The 21,474-nt window shown below is 71.8% G+C and carries 24 protein-coding genes; 12 read left to right on the plus strand and 12 right to left on the minus strand.

From position 1 onward, the window contains the following. Positions 1–34 precede the first annotated feature (34 nt). On the plus strand, positions 35–832 hold the full coding sequence (locus tag AB0C21_RS03685) for a DUF2705 family protein (protein ID WP_500202507.1): 798 nt from the start codon (positions 35–37) through the stop codon (positions 830–832). A gap of 20 nt (positions 833–852) precedes the next feature. On the opposite strand, the gene AB0C21_RS03690 is transcribed toward AB0C21_RS03685, so the two are convergent. Continuing rightward, complete coding sequence (locus tag AB0C21_RS03690) at positions 853–2,010, minus strand: FAD-dependent monooxygenase (RefSeq protein WP_500202508.1); 1,158 nt, start codon at positions 2,008–2,010, stop codon at positions 853–855. A 58-nt stretch (positions 2,011–2,068) separates the two neighbouring features. On the opposite strand from AB0C21_RS03690, the gene AB0C21_RS03695 reads away from it, so the two are divergent. Continuing rightward, positions 2,069–2,644 carry a TetR/AcrR family transcriptional regulator gene (locus AB0C21_RS03695; protein WP_500202509.1) on the plus strand — a complete coding sequence of 192 codons (576 nt, stop codon included), beginning with the start codon at positions 2,069–2,071 and terminating at the stop codon, positions 2,642–2,644. 120 nt (positions 2,645–2,764) lie between these two features. On the opposite strand, the gene AB0C21_RS03700 is transcribed toward AB0C21_RS03695, so the two are convergent. After that, a complete protein-coding gene (locus tag AB0C21_RS03700) occupies positions 2,765–3,235 on the minus strand; it encodes a nuclear transport factor 2 family protein (RefSeq protein ID WP_500202510.1) in 471 nt (156 codons plus the stop codon). 225 nt (positions 3,236–3,460) lie between these two features. Here AB0C21_RS03700 and AB0C21_RS03705 point away from each other — a divergent pair, with 225 nt between their 5' ends. Together AB0C21_RS03705 and AB0C21_RS03710 are read left to right on the plus strand one after the other, a co-directional pair. Beyond that, on the plus strand, positions 3,461–5,233 hold the full coding sequence (locus AB0C21_RS03705; protein WP_500202511.1) for an ABC transporter permease: 1,773 nt from the start codon (positions 3,461–3,463) through the stop codon (positions 5,231–5,233). A gap of 176 nt (positions 5,234–5,409) precedes the next feature. Further along, positions 5,410–5,769 carry a hypothetical protein gene (locus AB0C21_RS03710; protein ID WP_500202512.1) on the plus strand — a complete coding sequence of 120 codons (360 nt, stop codon included), beginning with the start codon at positions 5,410–5,412 and terminating at the stop codon, positions 5,767–5,769. Between the two features lie 197 nt (positions 5,770–5,966). On the opposite strand, the gene AB0C21_RS03715 is transcribed toward AB0C21_RS03710, so the two are convergent. The 4 genes from AB0C21_RS03715 to AB0C21_RS03730 all read right to left on the minus strand — a co-directional run bounded on the left by AB0C21_RS03715 (position 5,967) and on the right by AB0C21_RS03730 (position 8,387). Continuing rightward, complete coding sequence (locus AB0C21_RS03715; RefSeq protein WP_500202513.1) at positions 5,967–6,377, minus strand: VOC family protein; 411 nt, start codon at positions 6,375–6,377, stop codon at positions 5,967–5,969. Between the two features lie 5 nt (positions 6,378–6,382). Further along, positions 6,383–6,847 carry a helix-turn-helix transcriptional regulator gene (locus AB0C21_RS03720; protein ID WP_500202514.1) on the minus strand — a complete coding sequence of 155 codons (465 nt, stop codon included), beginning with the start codon at positions 6,845–6,847 and terminating at the stop codon, positions 6,383–6,385. 64 nt (positions 6,848–6,911) lie between these two features. After that, positions 6,912–7,526, minus strand: coding sequence for a glyoxalase (locus AB0C21_RS03725; protein ID WP_500202515.1), 615 nt, complete (start codon positions 7,524–7,526; stop codon positions 6,912–6,914). Positions 7,527–7,664: 138 nt separating this feature from the next. Then, positions 7,665–8,387, minus strand: coding sequence for a class I SAM-dependent methyltransferase (locus tag AB0C21_RS03730; RefSeq protein WP_500202516.1), 723 nt, complete (start codon positions 8,385–8,387; stop codon positions 7,665–7,667). Positions 8,388–8,509: 122 nt separating this feature from the next. On the opposite strand from AB0C21_RS03730, the gene AB0C21_RS03735 reads away from it, so the two are divergent. Together AB0C21_RS03735 and AB0C21_RS03740 are read left to right on the plus strand one after the other, a co-directional pair. After that, on the plus strand, positions 8,510–9,445 hold the full coding sequence (locus tag AB0C21_RS03735) for an AraC family transcriptional regulator (protein ID WP_500202517.1): 936 nt from the start codon (positions 8,510–8,512) through the stop codon (positions 9,443–9,445). An 86-nt stretch (positions 9,446–9,531) separates the two neighbouring features. Then, on the plus strand, positions 9,532–10,224 hold the full coding sequence (locus tag AB0C21_RS03740) for a class I SAM-dependent methyltransferase (RefSeq protein ID WP_500202518.1): 693 nt from the start codon (positions 9,532–9,534) through the stop codon (positions 10,222–10,224). A gap of 115 nt (positions 10,225–10,339) precedes the next feature. Here the strand turns inward: AB0C21_RS03740 and AB0C21_RS03745 are convergent, their stop codons facing one another. The 4 genes from AB0C21_RS03745 to AB0C21_RS03760 are packed head-to-tail and all read right to left on the minus strand — an operon-like array spanning position 10,340 to position 13,581. Beyond that, on the minus strand, positions 10,340–11,107 hold the full coding sequence (locus AB0C21_RS03745) for an HpcH/HpaI aldolase family protein (protein WP_500202519.1): 768 nt from the start codon (positions 11,105–11,107) through the stop codon (positions 10,340–10,342). Beyond that, the gene (locus tag AB0C21_RS03750) at positions 11,097–11,978 is read right to left on the minus strand and encodes an ABC transporter permease (RefSeq protein ID WP_500202520.1); all 882 of its coding nucleotides are present in this window, start codon (positions 11,976–11,978) and stop codon (positions 11,097–11,099) included. The genes AB0C21_RS03745 and AB0C21_RS03750 overlap by 11 nt, the downstream gene beginning before the upstream one ends. Before the next feature lie 8 nt (positions 11,979–11,986). After that, positions 11,987–12,787 (minus strand): ABC transporter ATP-binding protein, encoded by an 801-nt coding sequence (locus tag AB0C21_RS03755; RefSeq protein ID WP_149260218.1) that lies wholly within the window; start codon positions 12,785–12,787, stop codon positions 11,987–11,989. A gap of 8 nt (positions 12,788–12,795) precedes the next feature. Further along, positions 12,796–13,581, minus strand: a complete 786-nt coding sequence (locus AB0C21_RS03760; RefSeq protein ID WP_500202521.1) for an IclR family transcriptional regulator — start codon at positions 13,579–13,581, stop codon at positions 12,796–12,798. 304 nt (positions 13,582–13,885) lie between these two features. Between AB0C21_RS03760 and AB0C21_RS03765 the strand changes: the two genes are divergently transcribed. The 6 genes from AB0C21_RS03765 to AB0C21_RS03790 all read left to right on the plus strand — a co-directional run bounded on the left by AB0C21_RS03765 (position 13,886) and on the right by AB0C21_RS03790 (position 20,004). Then, the gene (locus AB0C21_RS03765) at positions 13,886–14,776 is read left to right on the plus strand and encodes a DUF6282 family protein (RefSeq protein ID WP_500202522.1); all 891 of its coding nucleotides are present in this window, start codon (positions 13,886–13,888) and stop codon (positions 14,774–14,776) included. Between the two features lie 31 nt (positions 14,777–14,807). Further along, on the plus strand, positions 14,808–15,677 hold the full coding sequence (locus tag AB0C21_RS03770; RefSeq protein WP_500202523.1) for a cupin domain-containing protein: 870 nt from the start codon (positions 14,808–14,810) through the stop codon (positions 15,675–15,677). A gap of 16 nt (positions 15,678–15,693) precedes the next feature. Beyond that, entirely contained in the window at positions 15,694–16,779 is a 1,086-nt protein-coding gene (locus tag AB0C21_RS03775; RefSeq protein WP_500202524.1) for an ABC transporter substrate-binding protein, read from the plus strand. 112 nt (positions 16,780–16,891) lie between these two features. Continuing rightward, a complete protein-coding gene (locus tag AB0C21_RS03780; RefSeq protein ID WP_500202525.1) occupies positions 16,892–17,989 on the plus strand; it encodes an ABC transporter substrate-binding protein in 1,098 nt (365 codons plus the stop codon). A 12-nt stretch (positions 17,990–18,001) separates the two neighbouring features. Continuing rightward, positions 18,002–19,000 carry an LLM class flavin-dependent oxidoreductase gene (locus tag AB0C21_RS03785; protein ID WP_500202526.1) on the plus strand — a complete coding sequence of 333 codons (999 nt, stop codon included), beginning with the start codon at positions 18,002–18,004 and terminating at the stop codon, positions 18,998–19,000. Next, positions 18,997–20,004, plus strand: coding sequence for a cyclase family protein (locus AB0C21_RS03790; protein WP_500202527.1), 1,008 nt, complete (start codon positions 18,997–18,999; stop codon positions 20,002–20,004). The genes AB0C21_RS03785 and AB0C21_RS03790 overlap by 4 nt, the downstream gene beginning before the upstream one ends. Positions 20,005–20,206: 202 nt before the next feature. On the opposite strand, the gene AB0C21_RS03795 is transcribed toward AB0C21_RS03790, so the two are convergent. Further along, a complete protein-coding gene (locus tag AB0C21_RS03795) occupies positions 20,207–20,881 on the minus strand; it encodes a hypothetical protein (protein WP_500202528.1) in 675 nt (224 codons plus the stop codon). A 17-nt stretch (positions 20,882–20,898) separates the two neighbouring features. Then, positions 20,899–21,399 (minus strand): hypothetical protein, encoded by a 501-nt coding sequence (locus AB0C21_RS03800; RefSeq protein ID WP_500202529.1) that lies wholly within the window; start codon positions 21,397–21,399, stop codon positions 20,899–20,901. Between the last annotated feature and the right edge of the window lie 75 nt (positions 21,400–21,474).

Raw genomic sequence — 21,474 nt, forward strand, 5'->3', positions numbered from 1 at the left:
GCGTTCCTCACCATCACCCAAGGAGGCGACGGGCATGCTGCGCGTTGAACTGACCAGCCAACTGCTCCGCGTCCGCACCCTCGTGGCGCTCGCCTGCCCGGCCGCCGTCCCCGTCATGGCCGCGCTCGCGACCGCGTCCCATGCCGGGCACCGCAACGGCACCCAGGACGGCCTGTTCGGTGCGGCCCCTTACTCCGCCCTCAACCACGCCATGGCGAGCCTCCAGTTCATCGCCCCCCTGCTACTTCCCATCGTGGTCGCGCTTCTGGCCACGGCGATCGGATCCGCCGACCGAGACTGGGGGACACTGCGCTACCTCTACGTCGCCCCGGTCACCCGCTCACGGCTGCTCGCCGGGAAGCTCGCCGCCGTCGCGATCATCACCGTGGCCGCCACCGCGTGCGTGCTGGTGGCCGGTCTGCTGAGCGGCCTCGCCCTCTTCGGCTGGCATCCCTTCCACATCATCGACGCGCCCGCCCTCACCACCGGCGACGCCATCGCCCGCGTCCTGACCGCCGGCGGCTACACCGTCCTCTGCATGCTGAGCATCGCCGCGATCGCCCTCGCGCTCGGCCTGCTCCTGCCCCGCGGCGCCGAAGCCCTCGGTACCGCCACCGCGTTCGTCGTCATGGCGACCATCCTCGACGGCCAATCCGCGCTCCACGCCGTGACGGTCGTCCTCCCCGTGCACTACTGGCAGGCCTGGACGCACCTGTTCGACCCGTCCGGCACCGCCCATCTCGCCACCGGAACCATCGCCCAGCTCGTCACGATCGGCTTGGCCGCCGCCGTTGCCGCCCTCGTCCTCGCAAGACGGGACCCGGCGGCATAACGCGGAGACGGGCGTTCGTGTCAGGCCTGCCAGAGGGCGGCCAGTTGGCGGGTGGCGAGGCGGTCGGGGATCGCGCGGAGGGCGGCGTCCCGGAGCCAGGCGGTGGCGCCGGTCCTCGAAGTCAGCCACGACTGCCGGGACGCTTGCGCCATGAGGCGGTTGGCGCGTGGGCGGCGTTCGGCGTCGTAGCGGCGCAGGCGCTCGGCGACCTGCGGAGGTCCGGCGTCCTCCAGATGGCGGGTGATCGCGGCGGCGTCCTCGAAGGCCTGGCTGGCGCCCTGACCGAGGTCGGGCGTCATGGCGTGCGCGGCGTCGCCGAGGAGGGCGATCCGGCCGAGGGCGTAGGTGGGGAGCGGTCTGGCGAGGCAGGCGATCGCGTCGACGTAGACGTCGGCGGGCGGGGTGGCCTCGATCAGGGCCGGGACCGCCGGATGCCAGTCGGCCATCAGGGACAGCATCTGCCGGCGTGCCTCGTCTGGGGCGGGCGGGGTTCCGTGCAGTGCGGAGTCGGTGAACCAGTACAGGCCGCCGTCCCTCAGCGGGAACAGGCCGAACATCGACCCGGTGCGCCGGTCGACGAGGATGCCGGCCAGGAGGTCGGTGACGTCGAGGCCGGCGGGTGCGGGCAGCGTTCCGCGCAGGTCCAGGCGGCCGACCCGCCGCAGGCCGGGGTGGCCGGGGAAGAGCCGGCCGCGCAGCGTGCTGCCGATGCCGTCGGCCGCGATCACCGCGTCCGCCGCGTCCACCCGCTCGCCGCCGCTGATCACCGAGACGCCGCTCTCGACGGGGTCCAGCCGCTCGATCGCGGTCCCCGTGCGCACGGAGTCGGGCGGCAGCGGGGCCCGCAGCGCCTGGTGCAGTTCCGTGCGGCCCACGACGGCCGGCGTTCCGACCGTCCGCTGGGCCTCTCCCGCGTCCGCGACCAGCAGCGGCCGCCCCCGCCAGTCCCGCAGCCCGCCGGTGGCGGCGGGCGTCTCCTCACCCCGGCCGGAGCGGACGGCGTCGCCCAGCCCCAGCGCGTCCAGCGCGCGGACTCCGTTCGGCATGATCACGACGCCGGTGCCCGCCTCCCGGAGTTCGGGGCCGCGCTCGTACAGCACCACCTCGTGCCCGGCCCGATACAGGCCGACGGCGGCCGAGACGCCCCCCAGACCGGCTCCCACCACGACTACGCGCACGGACTCGCTCCTTACCACTACGCTCGTACTAGTACGAAGACTGCCATACGATGACGGGGTGCCGCGGACCAACCCCGGACGGCGCCGAGACCTCACCGATGCCGCCATCGACCTGCTCGCGGCGTCCGGCGCGCATGGCGTGACCCATCGCGCGGTCGAGAAGGCCGCCGGGGTGCCCCAGGGAACGGCCTCGAACTACTTCCCCAGCCGCGAAGCGCTCCTCGTGGCCACCGCGGAACGCGTCGTCGAGCTTCACCACGCCGACATGGACGACGCCGCCCGCCCCGAGAGGGCGAGCGGCGCCGGAATCACCGAGCTGCTGACGGAATCACTGCTCGCGGCGGCCACGGCGCACCGCACCCGCTATCTCGCGATCTTCGAACTCCAGCTGGAGGCGACACGGCGGCCGGCCCTGGCCGCGGCCCTCGCGGGGTTGCAGGACGCGTCGGTGCGGTTCACCGCCGGCCACCACGCCGAGCTCGACCTCGCCGTCCCGCCCGAGAAGATCCCCACTCTGATCGCGCTGTACGGCGGCGCGCTGTTCGCCCTCGTCACCGCGCCCCCCGAGTACGTGAGCGCGGAATTCGTACGGAGCATCGCGCACTCGATCGTGCACGGCGCCCTGTCCTCATAGCCGCGCCTGGGCAGGGGTCGCAGGAGGTCGCGCCCGCCGGGCCGGTTGGCGAGCGCGCACCGCTCCACCGCCGGGGCGTGGCGGTGACCGTGCGCATCCAGGACGGTGCCGGGCAGGGCCTCAGCTGTCAGGCGTGTGGTGCTGCCTGACGGCGTCCAGGGCCTCGCTGAGCTGGCCACGGGCCCGGGCGGAACGCAGGTGGTCGAGGTAGTCGCGGGATTCGACGATCTTCCCGTCGCGGACCCGCAGGACGAAGATCGCCGGGAACGCGAACGGCTCGCCGGTCTCCACCACGGTCCCCTCGTACCGGAACTCGGCCACGATGACCTCGGGATCCGCGGTCTCGTGGACGGTGATGCCGGTCGGCCGGCGGCGCAGGGTGTGCCCCGTGTAGGCGCCGGGCGGGGCGTTGAAGCCGAAGTGTTCGCGCAGCTCCTCGCGGGACCGCAGCGGGGGCGCCTCGAGCGGGTGGAACGGGTGCTCCACGTGCGTCTGCTCGGCGTAGAGGTCGAGCACCTCTTCCCAGCGCTCCTCGCACACGCCGTGCACGAGCTTCAGAAAGACCTCGCGGGGGGTCAGGGGTTCTGGCATGGAACCAAGGTAATTCACTGACGAATTATTCGTCAACGAACTAATTGGGAGCGGTGCCATGCGGGCTTCCGCCCGGACGGTCGCGCGCGAGTTCGACGGTCCCGATTGACGATCTCGGAAGATCGCGACAATCTATGGCTAACCGTTAGCGGTGGCGCCTCCCGGGTCGGCAGGACGCGGCGGCGGGGGACTCGACGACCTGAACCGGGCTGGGGGCTGATCGCGATGGGCCGGATGGTGCTGGTGTTCCGCCTCGTGACGGCCGACGTGCGCCGGCATCCCGTCCAGGCCGCGATGCTCGTCGTCTCGATCACCGCCGCCACCGCCACGCTGGCCCTGGGGCTGTCGCTGGGGAAGGCGACCGACACGCTCTTCCGCCAGACCCGCGCGGCCACGGCCGGACCGGACGTCGTGGCGCTCACCCCCGGCACCGGGCGGACCGCGGCTTCGGCCATGGCGGCGCTGGAGCGTGCTCCCGGGGTCGCCGGCCACAGCGGGCCGTACCGCCAGTACTACACGACGCTGACGGCGCACGGCCTGACGTCGCGCGCGGTGGCGCAGGGCGCCGACGCGGCCCCGGGCCCGATCGATCGCCCGCTGGTGACCTCGGGCGGCTGGGTCCGCCCGGGAGGCGTCGTGGTCGAGCGCGGCTTCGCGGCCGCGATGGGCGTCCGGGTCGGCGACCGCGTCACCGTCGCCGGCCGCTCGCTTCCCGTCGCCGGGATCGCCGTGACCTCGGCGCACACCGTCTACCCGTGGGCGGCGATGAACGGGCCGGGCGGCGGGCCGAGCGACGCCAACGGCCTGGTCTGGGTGAGCCGGACCGACGCCCGGGTGCTGGCGGCCGCCGACCTCCCGGTGACCTCCCTGCTCTACCTGAAGCTGCGGGACCCCGCCGCCGCCCAGGAGTTCGTGGTCTCCCGCCGCCCCTACAGCGACGAGTACCCGACCAACTTCTTCACCTGGCAGTTCATGGCCGAGCAGGACGGGGTCCTGCTCAAGGACAGCCAGCCGGTCCTGGTCGTCGGCAGCTGGCTGCTCAGCCTCCTGGCCATCGCGGGCGTGGCCACGCTGGCCGCGGGGCGGGCCGCCGAGCAGACCCGCCGGGTCGGGCTGCTCAAGGCCGTCGGCGCCACCCCCGGCATGGTCGCCGCCGTCCTGTTCGCCGAGTACCTGACGCTGGCGCTGATCGCGGACGCGCTGGGGCTGGCGATCGCCCGGCTGGCCGCGCCCGCCGTCGTCAACCCGTCGGGCAGCCTGCTCACCGCCGCCGCCGGTCCGAGCGCCGACACCGTCCTGCTCACGACCGTCGTCGCCCTGGCCGTGGCGGTCCTGACCACTCTCGCCCCGACCGTGCGGGCCCTGCGCACGGAGACCGTCACCGCGCTCGCGGGCACCGCCCGCCGGCCCGAGCGCCGGGCCCGGCTGAACAGGGTGTCGGCGCTGCTGCCGACCCCGCTGCTGCTGGGACTGCGCCTGGTCGCCCGCCGTCCCGGCCGCGCCGTCCTGCACGCCTGGAGCATCGCGATCACGATGATCGGTGCGACGGGCATGCTGATGCTCTACGCCCAGCCCGTCTACGACTACGGCCTGGGGTCCTCCAAGCTGGGCAACGTGAAGGTCGAGCAAGGACGCCACGCCCTGCTCGCCGTCACCGTCGCGCTTGCCGTGCTCGCCGCGGTGAACATCATCACGATCGCCTGGACCACCGCGCTGGAGACCCGCCGCACCATGGCCGTCGCGCGCGCCCTCGGCGCCACCCCGGGGCAGGTCACGGCCGGACTGTCCACCGCGCAACTCCTGCCGACCCTGCCCGGCACCGTCATCGGCATCCCCCTGGGTGTCCTCGCGGCCGGTGAGCTGAGCGCGCCGCCCGCCTGGTGGCTGTGCGCCGCGGCGCTCGTGTCGCTCGTGGCCACGGCGGCGCTGACCGCCCTGCCCGCGCGCATGGCGGCCCGCCGCTCGGTGGCGCGCACCCTCAGCGCAGAAGCGCCCTGAGCCCGGACCCGAAGCCGTCCGCCGACGGGCGGTGAGCGGGCTCCGCGAGGGGGCGCGGGCGGGGGACCTTCGGCCCTTGCACCCCGGGCCCGGGGGTGTGTTCTGGTGGAAGGAGACGTGGTCGCATGGCAACCGGCTCCACGCGGCCAAGCCGAACGAATCGGGGGGAGACGTTCATGGAAACCGGGATTCTGATCAGGTGGGGCGCGCCGCGGCAGGGACGCGAGAAGGAGGCGATGGCCCTCTTCCAGAGGTCCGTCGAGCACTACAGCGGCCTCGTCAAGGACGGGAAGATCACCTACTTCGAGCCCTTCATGCTCGGCAGCGGCGACTCCGAGATCGAAAGCGGCTTCGTCATCATCAAGGGAGAGGTGACCCAGGTGTTCGAGCTGCTCGACGATCAGGCGCACCGCGACCTGATGGCCCAGGGCAGCGTGCTGGTCGAGCACTACCGCCTCGACATGCTCGCCGTCGGCGACAGCATCAAGCGGTGGCTCGGCGACTACGAGCGGGGGCTCACGGCCGTGGGCGCCTAGCCCTGCCGACAGGCACCAGGGCGTGGAACCCGCGGGACCAGCGGGGTTCCTGCGTCGTCGAAACGCCCCGGACCATGAGGCCCCGGGGTGTTTTGACGGGCGCCCGCGCCGCCGCGCGGAGGCCCGTCGGCCGCTCGACCGGGACGGCGTGGTCGCCGCAGACGGACGCCGCAGACGGACGCGGTGCGCCGGACGGCTCAGGGCCGCTGCTGGATGCGGACCAGGTTGCCCGCGGGGTCGCGGAAGGCGCAGTCGCGGATCCCGTACGGCTGATCGGTCGGCTCCTGGACGACCTCGGCTCCGCCGGCCTGCACCTTCTCGAAGGTGGCGTCGAGATTTCCGGTGGCCAGCAGGATGAAGCCGTAGGTGCCCTTGGCCATCATCTCGGCGATGAGGCGCCGCTCCTCGTCGGTGAACTCGGGGCCGACGGCCGGCGGCGCAAGCAGGATGGACGTGTCGGGCTGGCCCTTCGGCCCGACGGTGATCCAGCGCATCTTGCCCTTGCCGACGTCGTTGCGGACCTCGAAGTCCAGATCGTCGCGGTAGAAGGCCAGCGAGGCCTCCGGGTCGTCGTGCGGAAGGAAGCTCGCGTGAACGGTGATGTCCATGCCGATCACGCTAGTTGCGGCTCCGCGACCCGCGCTTCTCGATTCCTGACCGGTCGCGTCACCCCTTTCGCGACGCACGCCGGCATCCCCTCCGCCCTGTTCGCCGCCTCCCGCCGGTAGACGCTGGGCGGCACACCGACCAGCTCGGTGAAGCGGGTGCTGAAGGTGCCCAGGGACGAGCAGCCGACCGCGAAGCACACGTCGGTCACGTTGAGGTCGCCGCGACGCAGCAGCGCCATCGCGCGCTCGATGCGCCGCGTCATCAGGTAGGAGTACGGCGACTCGCCGTACGCGCGGCGGAACTGGCGGCTGAGGTGCCCGGCAGACATGTGGACGCCCCGCGCGAGCGCCTCGACGTCCAGCGGTTGCGCGTACTCCCGGTCGATCCGGTCCCGAACGCGGCGGAGCCGCGCCAGGTCGCTGAGGCGCTGCGCCTCGATCCGCGCGCTCGCCCATCCCGGGTAGCACATGGGGGATTCCTTTCGTCGATGTCGGCGCGTACCTGGGCCGCGACGGGTCGCGGCCGTCTTCGGCTCAGAGCGACGGGGTCTCCCACACGAACCCGTCCGGGTCGGTGAAGGAGCCGGCGTCACCGCCGATCACGATGCGGTGCGAGCCCGTGCCCTCTTCGGGGACGCCGGCGTCCTTGGCGAGGGCACGGCGCTTGTAGAGCGCCAGCTTGATGGGCCTCGACCCGGAGTCGAACTCGACGTACTTGCTGCCGAAGCTCTTGCCCACGATGAGGCCGCGGTCGAGGTAGAACCGCTTGCTCGCGGCCACGTCCTCGACTCCGAGAAGCAGCACCATGGCGTCGAACTCCCGGGAGGCCGGGGCCTTGTCCTTCTTCTTGGACGTCGCGACCTTCCAGATCGAACCGTCCGGGGCCTGGACGGTTCCGCCGTAGCCCCAGAGCGACTTCGCGACCGGCTTCAGCACCGAGCCGCCGGCGTCCAGGGCGGCCTTGATGAGCAGGTCGACGTTGCCCGGCTGGGACACGGTGAGCGACAGCGTGAACCCGCGGAACCCGGTGGACGGCGGTTCCGATGCTCGCAGGCGGACCTGCGAGTCCAACCCGAGGGCTTCGGTGTAGAAGGACTTGGCGGCGGTGGGGTCGGCCACCTCAAGGGTGACGTAGTCGATGGAAGTCATGCTGGTCACGCTAGGCGCGGCTCCACGGCCGGCGCTTCTCGATTCCTGACGGGTCTGGAGACTCCCGCCGCCCTGACCTGCCCGCCGCACCGGAAGCGTCCGAACTCGCCCGGGCCGCCGGGGCGGTGGGCGAACGGATCAGGGGCGGGTCGCCTGCACGAAGGTGATCCGGCCGAAGCTCATGTCGGCCTCCCCGACGCTCTCGGCGTCTTCGAACCCGGCCTCGGCGAGCAGGCTGACGATCCCGTCGCCGTGGCCGCGTGCCACGACCACATGGTGCGCCGGGCGGGACCGCCTGAAGCGGAGATGCGGGCGGGCGTGGGCCCGGCCGTGCGCCGCGCGGCCGGCGTCCTCGGCATCGGACGACGGGCCGGTGAAGTCGGCGACGGTGACCCGCCCGCCCGGACGGAGGACGCGCATCGCGTCCCGCGCGAACGCGATGCGGCCGTCCTCATCGATGTGGTGCAGTGTCAGCGACGAGACCACGTGGTCGAGCGAGGCGTCCTCGGCGAGGATCCGGTCGGCGAACCCCTGGACGAGGGTGAGATCGACGCCGCGGCGGCGAGCCTTGCGCGCGGCCCTGCGCAGGGCGTCCGCGTCGGGGTCGAGGCCGGTCACCCGCGCGGCCGGCTGGGCGGCGAGAACGGCGAGCGACATGTTGCCGGTGCCGCAGCCGACATCGGCCACCGTCTGACCGGGCTTGACGCCGGCGAGCGCGGCCGCGCGCTCGTGCAGCGCGCGGACGCGGACCGCCCTGGAGAAGAGGTCGTAGAACGGGAGCAGCCAGGTCTTGCCCGCACCCGGCAGGAACGGGCGTTCCCGCTCCTCCGGGGTTCGCTGGTCGATGATGCGTACGTCCATGGATCGCCCCTTCGCGAGTGCGGTGGCGGGCTGCCCGGCGGCGGGCCCGTGACGGCCGTGGTGCCGTCAGTCCCGAGTCTTGGACATTCCGCGGTCGCACAGCAGGACATACGTTGGGCATCGTGGGACATCCTTCGGTCGAGACCTCACCGGGCCCGCCGTCGAGGCTGCGCACGATACGAGTCGACGGGACGCCCGTCTACCGCTACCAGCAGCGACCCGGGCTGCCTCCCGTCTCGGTGACCCGCTTCGACGCCCGAGGCGCCCACGTCGACCTGCCGCCGGACCACCGGCACGCCCACGACTTCCTCGTCCTGGTCTACGTCGACGACGGCGCGGGCTCGGTGACCATCGACGGCGCCGAACGACTGCTGCGCGCCGGCGAGGTCCACGCCGTGTCGCCCGGCCAGGTCATCGGCCTCACGGCCTTCTCCGAACTGGCCCGCACCCGCGCGTGGGCGGTCGCGTTCACCCCGGACGCAGTCCCCGCCCTGGCCTCGGTCTCCCCGCTGGCGTGGACGCACCACCCCCTCCTCGCACTGTTCGCCCCCGGCGCGGGCCAGGGCCGGGTCCCCGAAGCCGACCGGGAGACCTGGCCGGCGCTGCTGGCGGACCTGGCCGGGGAACTCGCCGACCCGAGCCGTCTCGGCGCCCGCGAGGCCATCGCCGCCACGCTCACCCGGCTCCTGGTCGCGGCCGCGCGACTGGCTCCCGCCGCCCCCGCCCCGCCGGACCCGCTCGTCGAGCAGGTCTTCGCCGAGATCGAGGCGACGTTCCGTGAACCGGTCTCCGCCGCGGACGTCGCCCGCGCACTCGGCTACACGCCCGGCCACCTCACGACCGTGCTCCGCAGGCGCACGGGCCGCCCGCTCCTGGAATGGATCACCGAACGGCGCATGATCGAAGTCAGGCGCATGCTGCGCGAGACCGACCTGCCGCTCGACGCCGTGGCCGCCCGGACCGGCCTGCGGGACGCCACCTACCTCGTCCGCCGCTTCCGCAACCGCTACGGCGTCACCCCGCAGCGATGGCGCCGCGCCGAACGAGCATGGCCATGAGCCTGAACGGCCCAGCCGGAACACGCGCGCCCGACCACGACCGGCGCCATGCCGCTCTTCGTGCGGGAATGGGCCACAATGCCGGTGTGACGCGGCTGCTCGATGACTCCGCGCTGGCGAGATCGTCGGTCGTGGCGAACTGCACGATGAACCGCGAACGGTCGCTCAGCGGCTCCAACGGCTACGGCAGAGAACTCGGCATCGACGTCATGGCCGAGATCGGCGCCCGCACCAGGGCATCGACGCCCGTCCGGTGGCTGGACCTCTGCTGCGGCAGCGGACGGGCACCGGTCGAGGCCGCGCGGCTCCTGACCGGCCGCGGCCCGGCCGAACAGGTGGAGATCATCGGGCTCGACCTCGTGGACCACTTCGTCCCGGGCCCACTGCCCGCAATGGTGCGCCTGATCAGCGGATCGGTGACCGAGTGGGTCCCCGACGGCCGCTTCGACCTGATCACGTGCGTGCACGGCCTGCACTACGTGGGCGACAAGCTCGACGCCCTGAGCCGTGTCGCGTCCTGGCTCGCCGGCGACGGACTCTTCGTCGCCAACTTCGACACCCGCTCGGTCCGCCGCGCGGACGGAACACCCGCCGGCCGCCGCCTCACCGCCGCACTACGCGCACAGGGCTTCGCCTACGACTCGGCCCGCCACCGCATCTCCCGCCGAGGAAACGGAGAGGTACGCCTCCCGTACCGGTACCTGGGAGCCGACGACCAGGCCGGCCCCAACTACACCGGCCAACCCGCCGTCAACTCCCTCTACGCCCCACTCCCATGAACCCGCTCGTGACCTGCAGGCCGACGGCTCATCGCCGACGCACGAACGTCAACGACACGTCAGATGCGCGTGAGCGCGGCAACTCGGACGTTGCTGTGGGCCTGTCCCGCCTTGGTCAGGCGGGTAGTCCTCGGACCTCCTGGACGAGGTTCGTGGCCGCCGTGGCCAGGAGGGTGGTGTCGTTTCCGGCTACCACGAAGCCGAAGCCCTGCGTGATCGCCTCGGCGGCCGCGGTCGCGCTTCCCACCGCCGTCCCGCACGGTCGGCCCGCGGCACGGGCCGCGTTCAGGCCGGATCGCACCAATTCGGTGTGCCGGGGGTCGCCGGCCCCTACCCCCATCGACAGGGCGAGGTCGGCCGCGCCGATGAGGACGGCGTCCACGCCCTCGACGGCGAGGATGCCGGGCGCGTTGCGCAGGGCCTCCTCGCTCTCCAGTTGCGGCACGCACAGGGCCTTCTCGTTGCCGAAGCGCAGGTAGTCCTGACGGGGGCGGAGCCCCCAGCCCCCGGCGCGGCTCGTCCCGCCGGAGCCGCGCGTGCCGCCGCCCGGGAACCTGACCATGCGCACGACCGCCTCGGCCTGCTCGACCGTGTCGACATGGGGGACGAGGACGCCGCCGGCGCCGGCGTCCAGCACCCGCTGCACGATCCCGTGGTCGTGCGAGGGGATGCGGACGAGCGGGACCAGCCCATGGCCCGCCGCCACGACGATGTGCCGGTACGCGTCGGACATGCTCAGCATGGAGTGCTCAAGGTCGATCACGACGAAGTCGAAGCCGGCGTAGGCGGCGATCTCGACGCTCTCCGAACCGGTCATCTTGATCCAGCTTCCGAGCGGGACGCCGCGGTCCGCCGCGAACAGCTCCGGGGGGTCAGAGATCACGTGCGTGGTCCTTCCTGGACGGCGCCCAGAACACCAGCCACCGGTTGGCCGTGACGACGACCGCGTGCAGGCTCATGCCGATGACCGACAGCATCACCACCACGGCGAACGTCCGGGCCACGTCCATGTTGAAGTTGGTGGCCTGGATCGTGTAGCCGAGGCCCGCGGTGGCGCCGACGAACTCGGCGACGACAGCGCCCGTGACGGAGAGGATCACCGCCACGTCGAGCCCCGCGAAGATGTGCGGCAGCGCCGAGGGAAGCCGCAACCGGCGCATGATCTGGAACTCGCTCGCGCCGAACGACCTCAGCATCTCGATCTGCTCGGGCTCGGCCGAGCGCAGTCCGAGGATGGAGTTGACGAGCAGCGGGAAGTAGGCGATCAGCGCGATCGTCAGGACCTTGGACGTCATCCCGATGCCGAACCACATCAGCAGCAGCGGCGCCATGGCGACCTTGGGGATGGTCTGGATCAGCACGAGGATCGGCAGGAAGGCCTTGTCGACGACGCGGAACTGGGTGATCAGGCCCGCCGACGCCAGCGCCAGGACGATCGCCAGGCCGAAGCCGATGAGGATCTCCTTGAGCGTGACCCACATGTGCTCCAGCAGGAACCCGCTCCCCAGGCCGTCCACCAGCGAGCGCACGACGTCGGACGGCGCCGGCACGAGCACGATCGACACGTCGAAGGCGCGGACGACCAGCTGCCAGAGGGCGACGATGACGAAGAACAGCCCCCAGCTGAGCACGAACCCGGGGACCTGGCGCCGGGGCGCCGACCTTCCCGCCGGTCGGAGCGCGGGTGCGCCGCCCCCGCCGGCGTCCGCCGTGTCCGGCGCCTGTTCGGCCGCCCGCGTGTTGCCAAGCTTCATGATCGCTCCTAGTGCGCGCTGTGCTCGGAGTTGAGGAGGACGCGGATGCGGGAGGCGATCTCGCCGAACTCCGGAGTGTTGATGTCCTCCAGCCGCCGGGGGCGGGCCAGGTCGACGTCGATGACCTCGGCGATGCGGCCCGGCCGCGGCGTCATGACGACGACCCGGTCGGACAGGAGGACGGCCTCGGGGATGCTGTGGGTGACGAAGAGGACGGTCTTGCGGTCCCGCTCCCAGATGTCGAGCAGGTCGAGCCCCATCTGGTCGCGGGTCATCGCGTCAAGGGCGCCGAACGGCTCGTCCATCAGCAGGATCCGCGGGTCGTGGAGGAGCGCCCGGCCGATGCCGACCCGCTGCTGCATGCCTCCGGACAGCTCGCGTGGGTACTGGTCGGCGAAGTCGCGGAGTCCGAGCATGTCCAGGTGCTCGGCCACGCGCTTGTCGAGGTCGGCGCGCGGGCGGCGGGGCCCCACGTCGTGGGAGATCGTCATGTTCTTCGCGACGGTGCGCCACGGCAGCAGCAGGGGCTGCTGGAAGACCATGCCCAGCAGGTTCTCGTGGCTGCGCGCCGGGCCGAAGGCCACCTCCCCCTCGCTCTGCCGGGTGAGACCCAGGATGATCTTGAGCAGGGTGCTCTTGCCGCATCCGCTCGGGCCGACGATCGAGACGAACTGCCCTTCGGGGACGGTCAGGCTGACATCGTCCAGCGCGAGCACGGTCCTGCCGCGCTTGGCCTGGTAGCGCATGGTGATGTGGCGGAGTTCGACCGCGACGTCGGTGACGGTCGGCGGGTGCGAGGGGGTGGGCATGTTCCGTCCTAATCGTTCGGCTGGTCGCTCGGGTCGCTCGGGGCGGGCGGCCGCGTTCCGCCCATCTCCTTGGTCAGGGCCATGGCGGTCTCCCGGACGGCGACGGCCGTCGGCGAGTCGGGGGCCGTGGGCAGCATCCGGTCGGTGCCGATCGCCGCGATGGTGGCGCACACGCCGGAGTCGGCGAACACGGGCGCCGCGATGACGCTGATGCCGCGCTGGTTGGCCGGGTAGATGCTCAGCCCGATCTCCCGGGCGGCGGTGATGCGCTCGACCAGGCCGGTGCGCTGGGCCAGCGGCAGGGAGGCCAGCAGCCGGTCGACCTGGAGCTGGTCGGGAAGGTAGGCCAGGAAGGCGATGGCCTGGGCGGTGTCGAGCGCGAGCTGCGAACCGACGCGCACCGTGACGAGCGTGCCGTGGGCGGAGTCCTCTTCGACCAGCGACACCACCGGGCCGGACGGCCCCCACAGCGACAGCACGGACGTGACGCCGGTCCGCCCGGTCAGCTCGCGGAGGTGGGCGGGGGCGAGCTGGATGATGCGGCGCTGCCCGATGGCGAAGGCGCCGAGCTGGATCATCAGCCGGCCGGGTATGTAGCTCGCGGGCCGGCTGCCGCGCTCGAGGAGCCCGGCCGCGGTCATCGACGTGAGATACCGGTGCACCGTGGTCCGGTTGAGGCGCAGCCGCTCCGTCGCCTCCGACACCGACAGCTCCGGTGCGTCCGGGCCGAACAGGGCGAGTATCTGGGCCATCCGGCTCACTGCCTGGATATCGGACTGGCCCTGCTCCGTCATGCACGTCTCCCTCGGCTTGGCGCTCCGGCGCTCTGGTCGTCATGTGAACTTGCTGTTCACTATCCGTGTGAGCGTCGAGGATAGCAAAGTGACCTGGGCCACGCAAGAGAGATCGCAGGTCGGCCGTTCCGTCGCTGTATCGCTCGCGGCTTGATCAGGTTGACCCGCTGAAGGCGGCTTTCTGGTCGATTGACATAAGAAGAGAGTGCTCACTGCCGCCGTCGTGCCACGGATTCGCAGGTAGAGCATTGACGTTCACGAAGTGGGCATCTAGTCTGCATCGCGAACAACTAGGAGGTTGCCGATGCCCGGACCTAGCGCGATCACCACCGTGCTGCGCGGAACGATCGACCTGCACTGCCATTCGGGGCCGAACCCGTTCCCCCGGCGCTTCGACCACGCGGACGCCGCGGTCGACGGCGAGCGAATCGAGATGCGGGCGATCGTCGTCAAGTCGCACCACCACAACACGGTGATGGACCTGCTGGCGATGGGGGACCGCCTCGCCAAGAGCAGCACCCGGATGTTCGGCGGCATCGCGCTCAACAGCCAGGTCGGCGGCATCAACCCCTACGCCGTGGCCATGTGCCTGCGCATGGGCGGGAAGGCCGTCTGGTTCCCGACCTTCTCCTCCGGCCGGCACATCGAATGCCATCCCGAGGGCGGCGGGTTCCCCACGGCGACCGTGGACGTCCCGTCCGACCGGGTGGACGTCCACGACGACGCCGGCGGCCTCCTTCCCGAGGTGCACGAGGTCCTCGACCTCATCGCCGAGAGCGGCGCGATCCTCAGCGGCGGCCACCTTCCGCCGGAGACGATCGCCCAGCTGTTCGACGAGGGCCGGCGCCGCGGCGTCACCCGCATGGTCATCAACCATCCGAACTTCGTCATCGGCGCCGAGCCGGAGCAGTGCCTCGAACTGGTGCGCGGCGGCGCCTACGTCGAGCACGAGGTCGGGATGTACGACCCCGAGGGGTACCGCAAGTGGGACCCCAAGGACCTGCTCACCTGGATCGAGAAGATCGGGCCCGAGCACACCGTCCTCGCCTCCGACCTCGGGCAGGCCAACCGCCCGCTCCCCGTCGACGCCTTCATCCGGGTCGGGTCGGCGCTGCTGGACCTCGGGCTGAGCGAGTCGGACCTGCGGCAGATCACCTGCGTCAACCCGGCCCACCTGCTCGGTCTGGACGACTGAACAGGCGGACGACCAGAGACAGGAGTCTCCAGTGCAAGCGCAGCAAGCGAACAAGAGCAGGGCCGCCGCGGAGTACGTCGAGTTCCCCGACCTGGAGCCGAGCGCGCGGTCCGATGCCGGAACGCGGACGTGGACGGCGCGCGGGCAGAACTTCGTCGTCGCCTACTCGAGCGCCGTCGCGGGCGACGAGCTCACCCGCGAGGACCAGAGCGACGAGTACGTCGTCGTCCTGCCCCACGAGGGGTGCGCGGCGACCGTGCGGACCCCCGGCGACGAGCGGTCGGTGACGGGCCAGGCCGTGATCGTCATGCCGCCCGGCCGGTCCTCGGTCGTGGCGGACGCCGACTGCGACCTCGTGCGGCTGTTCACCGTGGCGTCCGCCGAGTCCCTCGCGCGGGCCGCCGTCAACCAGGAGTCCTACGAGCAGCCCAACCCGAAGGTCGCGTCCTTCGAGCCCTGGCCCGACCCTCCCGGCGGCCACCGCATCCGCGCGTACCCCCTGTCGGAGGTGCCCGTCGACCCCGAGCGGTTCGGACGCATCTTCCGGTGCAGCACGTTCATGGTGAACTTCCTGAACCCGCGGATCGGCGTCCGCGACCCCGAGTCCCTGTCCCCGCACCAGCACGACGACTTCGAGCAGTGCTCCCTCGCGGTCGAGGGCGACTTCGTCCACCACATCCGCACCCCCTGGACGCGCCGGATGAGCGAGTGGCTGCCCGACGAGCACCAAGCCTGCGGCAGCCCGTCGGTCGCGGTGATCCCCCCGACGGCGGTGCACACCACCCAGTCCGTCGGGTCCGGCCGCAACCAGCTGATCGACATCTTCTGCCCGCCGCGAGCCGACTTCTCCGCCCGGCCGGGCCTGGTCCTGAACTCCGACGACTACCCCACCCCTGCATGATCGGGAAGGACGGGACATGAAACCGAAGTCCCTCTGGAGTCTCACCGCGGTCGTCCTGGCCGCCTTCACCGCCGTCTCCTGCGGGTCGTCCGACCCGGAGGTCACGGCCGACGGCCGGACCGTGCTCAAGGTGGCGATCGCGACCCCGAGCTGGAACGCCGGGTTCGCGACGCTGGCGGTCGCCGAGGCGCGCAAGTACTTCGCCACGGAGAAGGTGGACGTGAAGGTCTCCACGTTCGCCTCCGGGACCCAGGTCGCGCAGCAGGTCATCGCCGGGCAGTCCGACATCGGGCTGATGACCGCCGAGCCGGTGGGCATCGGGCTGGAGAAGGGCACCAAGCTGGTCTACTTCGCCGGGTACTACCCGAAGTGGATCTCCAACATCCAGGTCCCCGCCGGTTCGAGCGTGCGGAGCGTCCGGGACCTGCCCGGCAAGCGCGTCGGCGTCACCGCCGTGGCCAGCTCCGGCACGACGTTCGTGCGCACCGCCATGAAGATGGAGGGGCTGGACGCCGGCACGGTGAAGTTCATCCCGATCGGCTCGGGAGCCGAGCAGATCAGTGCGATCAAGAGCGGCAAGGTCGACGCGCTCGGCCTCTGGGACACCCAGTACCAGCTCGTGAAGAACGCCGGGATCGACCTCACCCCGATCCCGATCGCCTCGACCGACGGGCTGTTCGGCGGCGGCTTCGCGGTCAAGGCCGACGTCGTCGAGAAGAGGCGGGACGTCCTGACCCGCTTCGGCAGGGCCATGGCGAAGGCGATGGTCTTCGCGCAGGCGAACCCGGGCGCCGCCGTCCGCGACCTGTGGACGCTGCATCCCGAGAGCAAGGGTCCGGCGTCCGCACCCGAGGACACCGTGCTGTCCGACCAGGTCAAGGTCCTGAAGGTCCGCCTGGACGGCCAGGGCGTGGAACCCGGCGAGGACCGGTGGGGCGAGATGGACGAGAAGGCCGTCACGGCCACGGTGTCCTACATGCGGCAGGCCGGGCTGATCAAGAAGACGTTCCCGGCGACCGAGATCTTCACCAACGACCTGATCCCCGAGATCAACAAGTTCTCCTTCACCGAGGTCCGCGGCGCGGCGAAGGCCGCGAAGTGAACCGCGCGGCGAAGGCCGCGAAGTGAACCGTGCGGCGAAGTCCGCCCAGTGAACGTTGTGCAGTCCCCCCGCCTCCCTCCACCCCACCCCACCCCACAGCTAGGGGGACCTAGTGAAACTCAACCGACACGGCCGGCTCGCGCCGGTGGTGGCGCTGGCCGTCGCGGCGCTCGCGCTGGCCGGGTGCGGCGGCTCGTCCGGCGGGAAGTCGTCCGACGGGCGTGACCGGATCAGGCTGGGCATCGGCTCACCGAGCTGGAACGCCGGATACGCCACCCTCGCCGTCTCCGAGGCCAGAGGCTATTTCGCCAAGGAGGGCCTGGACGTCGACGTGCAGCTGTTCCCGTCCGGGACCCAGGTCGCCCAGCAGGTGATCTCGGGTCAGATCGACGTCGGGCTGATGACACCGGAGCCCGTCTCGATCGGGCACGCGAAGGACACCGGCCTGACGTACTTCGCGCAGTACTGGACGCGCTGGATCTACAGCCTGAAGGTCCCGGAGAACTCCCCGATCGCCTCCGTGGCCGACCTGAAGGGCAAGCGGATCGGCGTCACCGCCGTGGCCAGCTCCGGAGGGACGTTCGCCCGGACGGCGATGAAGACGCAGGGCCTCGACCCGGACTCGATCAAGCTGCTGCCGATCGGCGCCGGCGCCGAGCAGGTCACCGCGATCAAGAGCGGCAAGGTCGACGCGCTGGCGCTCTGGGACACCCAGTACCAGATCGTCGAGAACTCCGGCGTGAGGCTGAAGCCGCTGCCGGTGCCCGGCACGGAGAACCTGTTCGGCGGCGGGCTCGCGGTGAAGCGGCCCGACCTGCGGAAGAAGGAGGACCTCCTCGTCCGGTTCGGCAGGGCGTTCGCCAAGGGCGTGGTCTTCGCGCAGGCCGATCCGGAGGCCGCGGTCGGTGACCTGTGGAAGCTGCACCCCGAGGCCAAGGGAGCGGCCTCGGTCCCGGAGGACCAGCTGCTGGCCGGGCAGGTCAAGGTCCTCAAGGTCCGGCTGGACGGCCAGAAGGCCGGGCCCGGTGACGGCGACGGCTGGGGCCGGATGGACCCCGCCTCGGTCACCGGCACCGTGAAGTTCATGACCGCCGCCGGGCTGATCGGCAAGGAGTTCCCGGCCACCGACATCTACACCAACGACCTGATAGCGAAGATCAATGCCTTTCCCCACGACGAGATCCGCGCCGCCGCGAAGAAGGCGGCCTGACATGGAACCGGCATGAGGCTCGGTGCGGCGCTCGACCTGGGGTCGGCTCAGGCGACCCGCCCCCAGGTCGACCGCGCCGCGCGCCTGCTGGAGGCGGCCGAGGAGAACGGGCTCACCTCGGCCTGGCTGGGGGAGAGCTACCACGTCCGGCCCGAGGTGTTCCACCTCCCGGCCGTGCTGGTCGTCCTCGCGCACCTGGCCGGGCGCACGGACCTGCCGCTCGGCACGGCGGTGCTGCTGGCGCGCGCGTACGAGCCCCGGCGGCTCGCCTACGAGGCGGCGCTGCTCGACCAGTTGTGCTCCGGCCGGCTGACCCTCGGCCTCGCCCTCGGCAACGCCGATCTGGCGGAGCGGGTCGGCGGCGGCACGGACGGCCGCCGCCCGGCGGAGTGGCTCGCCGCCCTGGTCGCCTCGCTGCGCGAGACCTGGTCGGCCGCACCCGGAACGGAAGCACCGGCGCCGGTCATGCCGCCGCCCGCGCGGCCGGGAGGCCCGCCGATCCTGCTCGGCGGGCGCACGTCCGCGGGCGCGGTCAGGGCCGCGACCATCGGCGACGGCTACTACGCGGCCACCAACTACGGCGACGATCTCCTGGCCGCGCGGGCCGCCGAGTACCGGGACGCGCGCGGCGGAGCGCCGGGCGAGGTGGCGGTCACCCGGTTGTGCCTGGTGGACGAGGACGCCGACCGCGCCCGGGAGACGGCGGCCGAGTACTTCGCGCCCGTCCTCGACTACTACACGAGCCGTCGCGCGTGGATGGGCCTGGACGGCCCGGAAGCCCCCCGGCTTCCACTGGTCGGGTCACCGGCCGACGTGGTCGCGGCGCTCCGGCGGTACGCCGCGTCCGGGGTCACGTCCGTCCAGCTCCGCGTCGCCCCGTACGGGACGCCGCCGGAGGCGGCCCGGCGGACGCTGCGGCTGGTCGGGAGCGCCGTGCTGCCCGAACTGGACAAGGCCGGGGGCGACCCGCCGCCGGCGAGATCGGACACGGAGAGGAGAGCGCTCGGATGAGTCCACGGGACGGCATCCCCGCGTACCGGGAGCTGCTCGAACGCGAGGACGCGCCACCGGGCTCGTCCTGGGGGGTCTTCGGCGAGCACGACCAGCTCGGCACGCTCAACTTCATCGGCCCGGACCAGGTGCGGGACGCGGTCGGGCTCGTCCGCCGCGGCACCGTGTTCAACCTCGACTACCCGCTGAACACCTTCGTCCCGCCGCCGGCCGGGACCAGACCGAAGACCGTGCACCACATCTTCGCCAACAACCCGAACCACCGGGACGACTGGCTCGACTCGTTCTACCTGCAGTCGACGTCCCAGATCGACGGGCTCCGGCACATCCGCCACCCGCGGTACGGGTTCTACGGAGGCGTGCCCGACGAGGAGATCGCCGAGGAGACGCCGGCCCTGGGCATCCAGACGGTCGCGCAGCGCGGCATCGTCGCCCGCGGCGTGCTGCTCGACGTGGCCCGGCACTTCGCCGACCGCGGCACCCCGCTCGACCCGGCCGGCAACTACATGATCACTCCGGCCGACCTGGACTCCGCGGCCGCGGCGCAGGGCGTGGAGTTCCGGCCCGGGGACGTGCTCCTGCTCAGGGTCGGCTGGGCCCAGTACTGGCTCAACGAGGTCGGCGAGGAGGACCGGCACGCCTTCCGGTCCAAGATCCGGCACCCCGGCCTCATCCAGTCGCAGGAGATGATCGAGTGGCTCTGGGACCACCGCTTCGCGATGGTCGCCTCCGACGACCTGGGCGTGGAGGCGCACCCGGTCAACCCGCACTCGGGCCTGGTCGACCCGGACGAGCCGCTCCCCGAACGCGGCGTCGTCCACAACGGGATGATGCACCGTCCGCTGATCGCCCTGCTGGGCCTGTTCCTCGGTGAGCTGTGGAACCTGGAGGCGCTGGCCGAGGACTGCCACGCCGACCGGACCTACGAGTTCATGCTGACCGCCAAACCGCTGAACCTCGTCGGCGGCGTCGGATCACCGCCCAACGCGATGGCGATCAAGTGAAGGGTGACGCGGGGGACGGCGGCCTCGGCTAGGAGCCGTCGCCGGCGTCCGCCCTCCTGGTCTCGGGAAGCCAGGAGGGCGGCGCTACCGCGGTCCGCTGCGCCTGCCTTGGCGGGCAGGCGCTCCCGCAGCCGGAACGCCCCGGTTCCGCCAGATGGTGCCCGGCGGTCGGCGGGCCCCCGTCCGCGACGCGCTTTCCAGATCAGCTGCCGTCGAGGGCGGCCGAGAACTGGTCGACGGTCTTGGCATGCCGCCAGCCGGTGGGCAGGTCGGCGGCCTCGACGCCGACGCCGAACATCCTGGTGTCGCTGCGGCCCTGGAGCCACAGACCGTCGGTGTAGGGCGCGTACAGACGTGCGCCCGCCGGGATGTTCGCCGGACGGACGACGGTCTCATCGGGGGAGGGCTGCCAGTTGGTGATGTCGTCGAGAACCGCCACGACCTTCGCCTGCGGATTGAGCGCGGCCAGCTTGGCGGCCGGGGCCGCGCCGCCGGTGAAGACCGAGACGTAGACCTTGCCGCCCGTCACCCCGCTCTTCTTGCCGTCCAGCACCTTGTGGACGTTGAGGACGAAGGTGACGTAGTCGTTCTCCGCCTGGGAGGGGTCGCCGGCGATCCGGATGCCGTCCTCCACCTTCGTCAGCGTCCCCGTGACGATGAGGTCGGCCTTCTTCCTGGCGTCCGCCGGCGACGTCAGCGGGTCGTAGTCGACGTCGCGGTTCTGAGCGGCCAGACCGGTCAGCGTGCGCACCGAGCCCGAGTCGCCCGCACTGCCGGCGGCGGCGGACCCGGCGTCGGATTCGCCGCCGGAGCACGCGGTCGCCGTGAGCGCGAGACCGATCGCGGCGACGGACATGACGACGATGTTCGTCTTCATTATGGTGTCCCCTCGGCTCAGTAGCTCGCGCTGATGTGGCTGCGGTCGTGGGCGGTGTAGCTGCGCCAGACGATCGAGCGGCTCGGGACCTCACCGCTGATCATGGCGCACTTGTGCGAGCCGCTGGCGTGGTGGCCGAAGCCGATGGTGTGGCCGATCTCATGCACGGCCGTCTTGCGGTAGTCGTACCAGTCGTCGGTCCCCTTGGCGAGTTCGGGGAAGTCCATCCAGATGGTGGCGCTGTCGCACTTGGGGCCGATGAGCCGCGTGCATTTCGTCTGGCCGCGCACGCCCGCTTCCAGATTCTTGGTCAGCCAGACGACGTCCGTCCTGAGGGTGCAGCTCTCGGACTTGGCGCCCATGGCGGTGGTGTTGGCCAGGCGGTTCATGCCCCAGACCACGGACGTCCTGCGTGCGGTCGTCCAGCCGCCGCCGCGGATGCAGTACGTGTGGGTGGCATTGTCGGCCAGCCGGGTCTCGGGGAACGGCGTCGCCTGAGCCTGGGCCTGAACGGCCATCAGGGCACCGGAGGCGACAGCGGTCACCGTGAGGATTCGGACGGTACCGGCCAGGCGGCGAGGCCGGCGCGCGGG

It is taken from the genome of Spirillospora sp. NPDC049024 (assembly GCF_040649235.1).
Taxonomy (GTDB): domain Bacteria; phylum Actinomycetota; class Actinomycetes; order Streptosporangiales; family Streptosporangiaceae; genus Spirillospora.

Excerpts from the sequence above, each read along its gene's own strand:
- AB0C21_RS03685 (WP_500202507.1), top strand. The coding sequence starts at position 35 with ATGCTGCGCGTTGAACTGACCAGCCAACTGCTCCGCGTCCGCACCCTC.
- AB0C21_RS03700 (WP_500202510.1), bottom strand. The coding sequence starts at position 3,235 with ATGCCAGAACCCCTGACCCCCCGCGAGGTCTTTCTGAAGCTCGTGCAC.
- AB0C21_RS03705 (WP_500202511.1), top strand. The coding sequence starts at position 3,461 with ATGGGCCGGATGGTGCTGGTGTTCCGCCTCGTGACGGCCGACGTGCGC.
- AB0C21_RS03710 (WP_500202512.1), top strand. The coding sequence starts at position 5,410 with ATGGAAACCGGGATTCTGATCAGGTGGGGCGCGCCGCGGCAGGGACGC.
- AB0C21_RS03715 (WP_500202513.1), bottom strand. The coding sequence starts at position 6,377 with ATGGACATCACCGTTCACGCGAGCTTCCTTCCGCACGACGACCCGGAG.
- AB0C21_RS03720 (WP_500202514.1), bottom strand. The coding sequence starts at position 6,847 with ATGTGCTACCCGGGATGGGCGAGCGCGCGGATCGAGGCGCAGCGCCTC.
- AB0C21_RS03725 (WP_500202515.1), bottom strand. The coding sequence starts at position 7,526 with ATGACTTCCATCGACTACGTCACCCTTGAGGTGGCCGACCCCACCGCC.
- AB0C21_RS03730 (WP_500202516.1), bottom strand. The coding sequence starts at position 8,387 with ATGGACGTACGCATCATCGACCAGCGAACCCCGGAGGAGCGGGAACGC.
- AB0C21_RS03750 (WP_500202520.1), bottom strand. The coding sequence starts at position 11,978 with ATGAAGCTTGGCAACACGCGGGCGGCCGAACAGGCGCCGGACACGGCG.
- AB0C21_RS03755 (WP_149260218.1), bottom strand. The coding sequence starts at position 12,787 with ATGCCCACCCCCTCGCACCCGCCGACCGTCACCGACGTCGCGGTCGAA.
- AB0C21_RS03760 (WP_500202521.1), bottom strand. The coding sequence starts at position 13,581 with ATGACGGAGCAGGGCCAGTCCGATATCCAGGCAGTGAGCCGGATGGCC.
- AB0C21_RS03765 (WP_500202522.1), top strand. The coding sequence starts at position 13,886 with ATGCCCGGACCTAGCGCGATCACCACCGTGCTGCGCGGAACGATCGAC.
- AB0C21_RS03775 (WP_500202524.1), top strand. The coding sequence starts at position 15,694 with ATGAAACCGAAGTCCCTCTGGAGTCTCACCGCGGTCGTCCTGGCCGCC.
- AB0C21_RS03785 (WP_500202526.1), top strand. The coding sequence starts at position 18,002 with ATGAGGCTCGGTGCGGCGCTCGACCTGGGGTCGGCTCAGGCGACCCGC.
- AB0C21_RS03790 (WP_500202527.1), top strand. The coding sequence starts at position 18,997 with ATGAGTCCACGGGACGGCATCCCCGCGTACCGGGAGCTGCTCGAACGC.
- AB0C21_RS03795 (WP_500202528.1), bottom strand. The coding sequence starts at position 20,881 with ATGAAGACGAACATCGTCGTCATGTCCGTCGCCGCGATCGGTCTCGCG.
- AB0C21_RS03800 (WP_500202529.1), bottom strand. The coding sequence starts at position 21,399 with ATGGCCGTTCAGGCCCAGGCTCAGGCGACGCCGTTCCCCGAGACCCGG.